The sequence below is a fragment of the Flavobacterium azizsancarii genome, assembly GCF_027980145.1.
Taxonomy (GTDB): domain Bacteria; phylum Bacteroidota; class Bacteroidia; order Flavobacteriales; family Flavobacteriaceae; genus Flavobacterium; species Flavobacterium azizsancarii.
Genome location: NZ_JAMZNK010000028.1, coordinates 66,879 through 75,012, shown reverse-complemented (window position 1 = coordinate 75,012; position 8,134 = coordinate 66,879). Strand labels below are relative to the sequence as shown.

Genomic DNA, 8,134 nt, shown 5'->3' with positions numbered 1-8,134 from the left:
TTATAAAACGAAAAACGCTTATAACGGATATTTTTAAATCCTGTTATAAGCGTTTTTTATTGTCTAAAAAATAAACCTGATCAAAAATAAGGGATGTTTTTCAGTGCCCTCTCTCAAAATTGCAGGCTTTCTTTATTTATCACAAGATATAACGAGAGATTACATTTATGGTTATCTTCAGTTGTAAGTACTATTATACTAAAAAAGCCAAGTTTAAATTAATTTCAATTTTAATTCTATATAGGATTTCTATTTGTGTAATATTTATAAGAATAAGCAGATATCTGTAAATTTAATAGCTTAAATAAAAGTTACTTATTTTTCTATTAATTGTAAAAACAAAAAACATGAAAGTAGCAGTTATTCACCAACCCTGTTCCATGAAATATGATACAGTAGAAGATCCAAAAATCAGGATGATATTATCCTGAAGGTAGCCTCCACGGTTATTTGTGAACCGTACCTGTACATGCAAGGAGCGATGACTATTTTTAAGGTCAATTTTAAAAAGAATGATGAAATTGATATAATGAATTACTATATCTGTAAGGATTGTCCAAATGCCCTTCCATAAAATCAAAAATGGACGTATATAGCTTCATATAATATATAGATAAAGCGAAAAACGCTTATAACGTGTCTTTTTAGATCTTATTATAAGCGCTTTTTTGTCTAAAAATAAATCTGATCAAAATAAGGGATGTTTTTCAGTACCCTCCCAAACGGTGCAGATTTTTTTATAATTGGTGAAAAAATAATTATTCGGCAGCGATTATATTAACGGCATTTAATGCAACATCGTTAAGTAAGCAGTCAGCCTCTTTTTCTTCAGCAAGGGTTTGTGTTAATAATTTTGCTGCATCATTCTCACCAAGTGTTTTAGCAAAGGCGACAAGTGTGCCGTAAGTAGCAATTTCATAGTGTTCGATTTTTTGCGAAGCAGCAATTATTCCAGCATCGCGAACAGCTCCGGGAACGGTTTCCTCGAGGATACTATCACCTTCCTTTAAAAGTCCTGCCATAGCTTCGCATTTTTTTCCTTCGGCTTTTTCTCCTACAAGTTCAAAGACCTGCTCCAGACGCGCCACTTGGTTTTGGGTAACCGCGTGATGTTCTTTAATAGCACTTGCCAGACTTGCAGAAGTTGCATTGGCTGCCATTTTTGGCAAAGCCCCCACCAAAGCATTCTCAGCCCAGTAAATGTCCTTTAAGCTGTCAATGAATAGCTCTTTTAGTTCTGTGGCAGCATCACTGGCCGGCTTTACAATCTCAGCACTGTTTTTTTTATTCGAATTAGAGCTGTTATTAGCAGCATTGATTTCATTTGGTTTTTCTGAATTTTTCATAAGGTTTGATTTTATGTATTAGTTATATAAGTTTTTTTCACGCTCCCAGATGCGGTGTTTCCCCATAGCTGTAATAAATTCTTGTGCAAATGCATCAGATCCTGCATCGCCTGCCAATATAATTCCTGGGTCATCATTAGTAATTTTTGATGCGAAAGGAGCTGCATTTAAGACCGTTATTGCCTGCCCATCTGCACCAATTACTTTGCAGTGTTTATAGGCATCGCTCAGGAATTCATTTACATCATCATTGTCAATTAACACTTTTATGCCCAAGCCATCAGCTACATAGACAGCGTCAAATAATACGGAAGATGCAGTAAGAAAACTAAAATCAACATGAATGGCCCCGTCGTTGTCTGTAAGCACCGAACCAAGATGCGGCGCAATAATACATCCTTTTGCATCTTGTTTTAAAAGCGCACTTTTAATATTCATGACACTTGTCTGTGAAACTCCATCTGCGCATATAATTGCTACTTTTCGCGAGGCAATAGTAGGGGAGTTAGTCGGGTTTTTCAGCATTGTCAGAGCATCCGAGAAGGCAACCGATTGATCCACAGTTTGAGGTTCTTGTTTACCTTCTGCTTCAGTTTCTGGTGATACACCACGATTTAATGGAGTTTCCAATACTGGTGGAACTGTCGCACCGAGTCCTATGGCCACTTTTTCTGCGAGTTCTGTATCAACTTGCGAGAGAAGTCCAAGCATTCTCAATCGGATAGCTGTCGTTTCCACTTTTCCAAGTTCAAAGCGAAGCGCCTTTACGATATGGCTCTTTTCTGTGGCGGTCTGACTATTGAAAAATAATTTGGCCTGGCCAAAATGATCGTTAAAGCTTTCGCTTCTTTCTCTTACTTTATGGGCATCGATACGTTCCTCAAAACTTGAAAAACCTCCTTCGGCAATCTTAGCCTGATAAGGACAGCCGCCTCCAAGGGAATTCGGGTGATAACTCACACGGCCCACGTTAATTTCCTGACGCATATGTCCCTCACGCTGATTATTGTGTACAGGGGCTACACTTCGGTTAATTGGAATTTCATGAAAGTTTGGGCTTCCAAGTCTGGATAACTGCGTATCGGTATAAGAAAACAATCTTCCCTGTAATAAGGGGTCATTGGAGAAATCAATTCCGGGAACGACATGTCCGGGATGAAAAGCGATTTGTTCTGTCTCTGCAAAGAAGTTATCAGGATTACGGTTCAGTACCATTCTCCCTACAATGGTTACAGGTACCAGTTCCTCGGGTACAAGCTTGGTTGGGTCAAGTAAATCAAATTCATATTTATTTTCATCAGCAGCGGGAATTATTTGCACTCCTAATTCCCATTCAGGGAAATTACCCATCTCGATGGCTTCCCATAAATCTTCCCTGTGAAAATCGGGATTTTTTCCTGAAATTTTTTGAGCTTCATCCCAAGCTACAGCATGCGTGCCTAATTTTGGTTTCCAATGGAATTTTACAAAAGTAGATTCGCCTGCTTCATTAATAAGTCTGAAGGTATGTACCCCGAACCCTTCCATCATACGATAGCTTCTTGGAATGGCACGATCAGACATTACCCACATGATCATGTGCATTGATTCGGGCATTAGTGAAATAAAATCCCAAAAAGTGTCATGCGCAGATGCAGCCTGCGGTATTTCATTGTGCGGTTCTGGTTTTACAGCGTGAATTAGATCGGGAAACTTTGATGCGTCCTGAATGAAAAACACTGGAATATTATTTCCCACCAGATCATAGATACCTTCCTGAGTGTAAAATTTCACCGAAAATCCGCGAACATCACGTGCTAAATCGGTAGAACCACGAGAGCCTGCAACGGTTGAGAATCTTGCAAATACGGGAGTTTTAAGTCCGGCTTGCTGCAAAAATCCCGCTTTAGTTAATTCCGGGATCGGGTTGGTTACTTCAAAAAAACCATGTGCTCCCGAACCTCGTGCGTGTACAATTCTTTCAGGGATTCTTTCGTGGTCAAAATGGGTAATTTTTTCCCTTAAAATAAAGTCCTCCAATAAAGAAGGCCCTCTTTCTCCTGCTTTTAAAGTGTTATTGTCATCGTTAATTCTGACACCCTGATCTGTGGTTAAAAACTTATTGGTGCCGTCAGATTTGTTGATAGACAGATCTCTCTGCTTTTCATCCTGCAAATTTTTCATATAAGTAATATTTAGTGGTTACAATTCAAAGCCTGAAACAGAAGTTCCTATAATTTCCAACTTCAGAGTATATGAAGATGAGCTCTTATATATTTATCAGGCAGTTCAAATTTACTTTAAACATAATGACCGCACTTACAGAATTACAGCAAGACATTATACAATTTTCAGTATGTAATATGTTTGATTGCAGTGTTTTATGAAATCTTTATGTCTCAATGAGAAAATAATATAATAATGAAAAGGAAAGTTGTAAAATGGTATCAAGCTACCTGGGTTAATTTTACTTTTGAAATGCAATTATAATATGTTTTTCATAATGGCTTTTTAGGATAAAGGGAAATTATTTATTAAACAATGATAATATGAATATGTTTAAGAAAGGACAAAATGTACAGCAGGAATTTGGCAATCAGATTATGAAAATTATTGGATTTGAGCCTGAACTTATTGAAAATGTAATTACTCAATGGGAAGATGAAGAGGGAACAATAGTGACGGGAAAATTTATGGAGTCACAACTGCTGCCGGCAGAGGAATAAAAAAAGAAGGTTTTACTATTATGCCGATCTAATAATTATTTAATGACCTTTAAAATGAATACAAAAATACATCCAAAGACCTTGCATTGCTATCAGAAAAAGGACATTGAAACTATTTTTGAGAAAATAGGGGAAACCAGCAAAAGTAAACTTTTGTACCAGCTGCCTACAGGAGCAGGCAAGACTGTTGTGTTTTCCGAAATCGCCAGACGATTTATAGACCAATACGGTAAAACGGCGGTTGTCCTTACCCATCGCAAAGAATTGTGCAGGCAGACTTCTGCTGTTTTAAAAAGTTTTGGTGTAAAGAACTGCATGATAAACAGTACTAGTGGTAATTTTAAAGCAGGCTGTGATTGTTATGTTGCCATGGTTGAGACGCTGCGCAACAGGATAAAGTCAAAAAAAATAAAGCCCCAGGTTGTAGGCCTTGTTATTATTGATGAAGCGCATCACAATTCCTTCAGGAAATTACTGGGAAGCTTTAAAAATGCAGTTGTTATTGGAGTTACCGCAACGCCGTTTAGCAGTGATATTTCCAAACCTATGAAACAGCATTATGATACACTGATAACAGGCGAAAGTATTGCTGTACTTATAAAGGAAGGATTTCTGGCCAAACCAAAATCTTTTGTTTATGAGGTAGAGCTCAATACATTAAAAACTGGCATACACGGTGATTATACCGTGAGTTCATCCAATGAATTGTATAGCTCTTCATCCATGCAGGAATTATTGCTAGAAGCGTACAGAGAAAATGCGCTGGGAAAAAAGACATTGATTTTCAATAATGGTATAGCTACTTCACAAGAGGTATTTGAGACTTTTACCCAGGCAGGAATTCCGATAAGACATCTGGATAACAAAACCCCTGATGACCGGCGCAAAGAAATCCTCAAGTGGTTTAAGAAAACAAAGGATGCTGTGCTTACCTCGGTGTCCATTCTTACCACCGGATTTGACGAACCTACCCTAGAGCATATTATACTTAACAGGGCTACTACATCCATTACGCTATATCATCAGATGGTAGGCCGCGGCTCGCGCAGGCTTCCTTCAAAGAAAACTTTTGGGATTACGGATCTTGGAAACAATATCCAGCGCTTTGGGGCATGGGATGCGCCGGTAGATTGGCAGTTTGTTTTTGAAAAACCGGACGTATTTGCAAAGCACCTACAGTATCATGCCTCTGGTAATTCTGGCGTCCAGTCTCATGGCATGTCGGGCGAATTGCGTGCCAAGTTTCCTAAGACCCTTGAAATGACTTTTGATATTGAAGCGTCCTATCAAGAGGCTATTGATATGGATAAAAAACCCAAAACAGTCATACAGGAATCGATCAGGCAGCAAGCGAAAATGTGCATGGATAATGCCGATGCACTATCCGAGGCCATTGCACTTGCCCAAGGGCTTCAGCCTGAAATTCAGTGGAGGGTGAAACAATATGTGAAATGTCTTGACAATGCCAGCAGGAATTACAAAGAGTGGCTGCTCAAAGATTATCAAGACCGTCTTGAAGGGCTTATCGTCAAATTGTTTGCGAAGATAAAATCTAGAGCGGAAATCATGTAATTTAATGCTTGAGTAATGTAACTCATTGAATTTAAATGTAATGATCTTTGATCAATAAAAACAAGGAGATGAATTGACAGAGCGAATTCTTTTGGATATTTGCTATTGTGATCCTTTCCATTTATCTGACGCAAGATCGGCTCCTTGCAGTCCAAACCCTTGGACGCTTCACATATGGAAATCCGCGAGTAAAGACATAATTGTACAGCTGTTTTTATTTGCCCTGTCTTTAAACTTCAGATTGATTTTAAACTACAAAAACCAAAAAATAATCATCCATATTGAAAAATTATAAACTTTTAAACTGACAACTTATGCATACTATTTCACCTTGGGCTGCGACCGTGCAAGCCGATTTAGAAAACGGCACTGTAATTTGGGAAAAGGAATTCAAGAATTATAATTTTCATGCGTTTAATACTGGTGATTCCATATGGATTCTCACCACGTGGCCTGATGGGGGCAAAATGGCATTTCGCGCTGCGTTCGGGTTGAACTGCTGTTTTGAAGTGACTAATTTACTCGATGACGGGGAACTTCTTGTTCTCAATCTGGAAACCAGGATTGGCAAATATGAAGTTTGTGTCAATTTCCCTGACAGTGAAGAAGTATTACTTCATTACACGACATCATTTAGCGCCAAGATGCCTCTGCTGATCCCTTTTTGGCCCCGCGATATTCTTGTGGTTACAAAACAGGGAAGTGTCGAAAACACCAGTGGAAACCTGCATATGCATCAAATGGGCTCTCGATCAGGTATACTCTTTGCAAGTACTACCAGACCCAGAACAGGTTCTGTTTTCTATTTTCAAAATCTGGGTTCTTTAAGCCCGTATTGTGAAGCAACAGAAACTTCATTAGAAGATACCGTTGGAGGGGCCTGGCCTGAAATAGGTTTTAAATTGCCCGTTACAAATCAGAAAGCGTTGCCTGCGGACAAGGCTTACATCATCTCTGATGCTTACGTGATTTTTTCTGATCAAATTATAGATAACGAGATACAGGAAACACAGGAGTTTTTAACCCATTTGGCCCATGTATACATGGCACTCCCTCATCCCGAGGTCTTTTATCATAACTGGCCGGATATTACCCAAAGCTGCCTAAGGGATCTACAGCAAAGCAAGGGATGCTGGACACAGACAAAAGGAAAATCGTATTTAAATGCGTACCTATGTGACTATGATACGCCGGGGGAAGTGATGGTGCAGTTGGCAGTGCTTATGCCCCTAAATGAATTGAAGGACTGGTATGGAAAAACAGATCCTATTTATAATGAATTACTCGATGGGATAGAAGGTTTTTATGATCCTAAGGTGAAGACCGTGAACCGGTGGCTTCCTGAACTTGCACACCAACTTGATAAATCAGAAGAACAAAAGCAGGAAATGGTTATGGACTCCTGGTACCTGCACCATCCCCTTATGAACCTTGCGAGGCTTGCTTTGAATGGTGATAAGAAAGCGGAAGAACTCGTTTTGAAATCTGTTGATTTCGCCATAAAAGTTGCCCATCACTTTGACTACCAGTGGCCGGTATTTTATAAAATGGATACATTGGAAGTGATCAAAAAAGAAACTGAGCCAGGAAAGGGCGGAGAGAAAGATGTGCCGGGGTCTTATGCACATTTAATGCTGCTTATATACCGGCTTACCAACAACAAACGTTACCTAAGGGAGGCTGAAAAATCAGTAAAAAAATTGGCAGGCTGTGGGTTTGATATTCTTTACCAGGCCAATAACACTGCTTTTTCTGCAGGGGCTCTTTTAGAATTGTACAAGCTTACGGGTAAACAGGAGTATCTTGATTTGAGTTATGCCTGTCTGGCCTGTCTTTTTAAAAATATGCAGATCTGGGACTGCCAGTACGGATTTGGTAAAAATTACCCCAATTATTTTTCCGTATTTCCCCTCAATAATGCGCCTTATACGGCTGCGTATGAAGAGATGGAGGTGTACGCGGGTCTTTCAGAATATCTTTTACAATCCGAGACGGTTGATCTACCGTCTTCTTTAAAAATTTTAATACCTGAATTTTTAAAATATGCGATAAGCAGGTTTCCTTTTTACTATCCCCCTAAGCTGCCCGAGGAAATGATATCGGACGAAGTTAAAACCGGCGAGATAGGAAAAGAGCTTTGGATTCCCCTGGAAGATCTCTATAACGGATGGGAAAAAAGCGGACAAGTGGGACAGGAGGTTTACGGCGCCGGGGTAGGGTTTGGAGTTTTAACCAGACAATATCATAAGGTGAAAGGTGAGGAATTTCTGTTATTTTCAGATTACCCGATAATCCATATAAAAAAGTCAAACAAGACACTCACATTTAAAATTTTAGGAAGTGCTTCTCTGGAGTGTAATTTAAAGATTTTAATTCCCAACAAAGTAAAATTAAAAATCAAAGCATTAGTAGACAAAAATATTATAGCTCCTACTTCTGAAAATACAGAAATAATTTCGTACAATATTACGGGGGGCAGTACAGTTAAAATAATGTGGTGATCTTTTTTAT

Annotated in this window: 5 protein-coding genes; 3 read left to right on the top strand and 2 right to left on the bottom strand. The window is 39.0% G+C overall.

Features of this window, described 5'->3' with window-relative positions; translation table 11 throughout:
- Positions 1–758 precede the first annotated feature (758 nt).
- Together NJT12_RS16025 and NJT12_RS16020 are read right to left on the bottom strand one after the other, a co-directional pair.
- Positions 759–1,346, bottom strand: a complete 588-nt coding sequence (locus tag NJT12_RS16025; RefSeq protein WP_271336936.1) for a ferritin-like domain-containing protein — start codon at positions 1,344–1,346, stop codon at positions 759–761.
- Between the two features lie 18 nt (positions 1,347–1,364).
- Entirely contained in the window at positions 1,365–3,509 is a 2,145-nt protein-coding gene (locus NJT12_RS16020; RefSeq protein ID WP_271336935.1) for a catalase, read from the bottom strand.
- A gap of 365 nt (positions 3,510–3,874) precedes the next feature.
- Between NJT12_RS16020 and NJT12_RS16015 the strand changes: the two genes are divergently transcribed.
- The 3 genes from NJT12_RS16015 (at position 3,875) to NJT12_RS16005 (ending at position 8,124) form a co-directional block, all read left to right on the top strand.
- Entirely contained in the window at positions 3,875–4,051 is a 177-nt protein-coding gene (locus tag NJT12_RS16015) for a hypothetical protein (protein WP_271336934.1), read from the top strand.
- A 54-nt stretch (positions 4,052–4,105) separates the two neighbouring features.
- Positions 4,106–5,623, top strand: coding sequence for a DEAD/DEAH box helicase (locus tag NJT12_RS16010; RefSeq protein WP_271336933.1), 1,518 nt, complete (start codon positions 4,106–4,108; stop codon positions 5,621–5,623).
- A gap of 314 nt (positions 5,624–5,937) precedes the next feature.
- Complete coding sequence (locus NJT12_RS16005; RefSeq protein WP_271336932.1) at positions 5,938–8,124, top strand: glycoside hydrolase family protein; 2,187 nt, start codon at positions 5,938–5,940, stop codon at positions 8,122–8,124.
- The last annotated feature ends 10 nt before the right edge of the window (positions 8,125–8,134 follow it).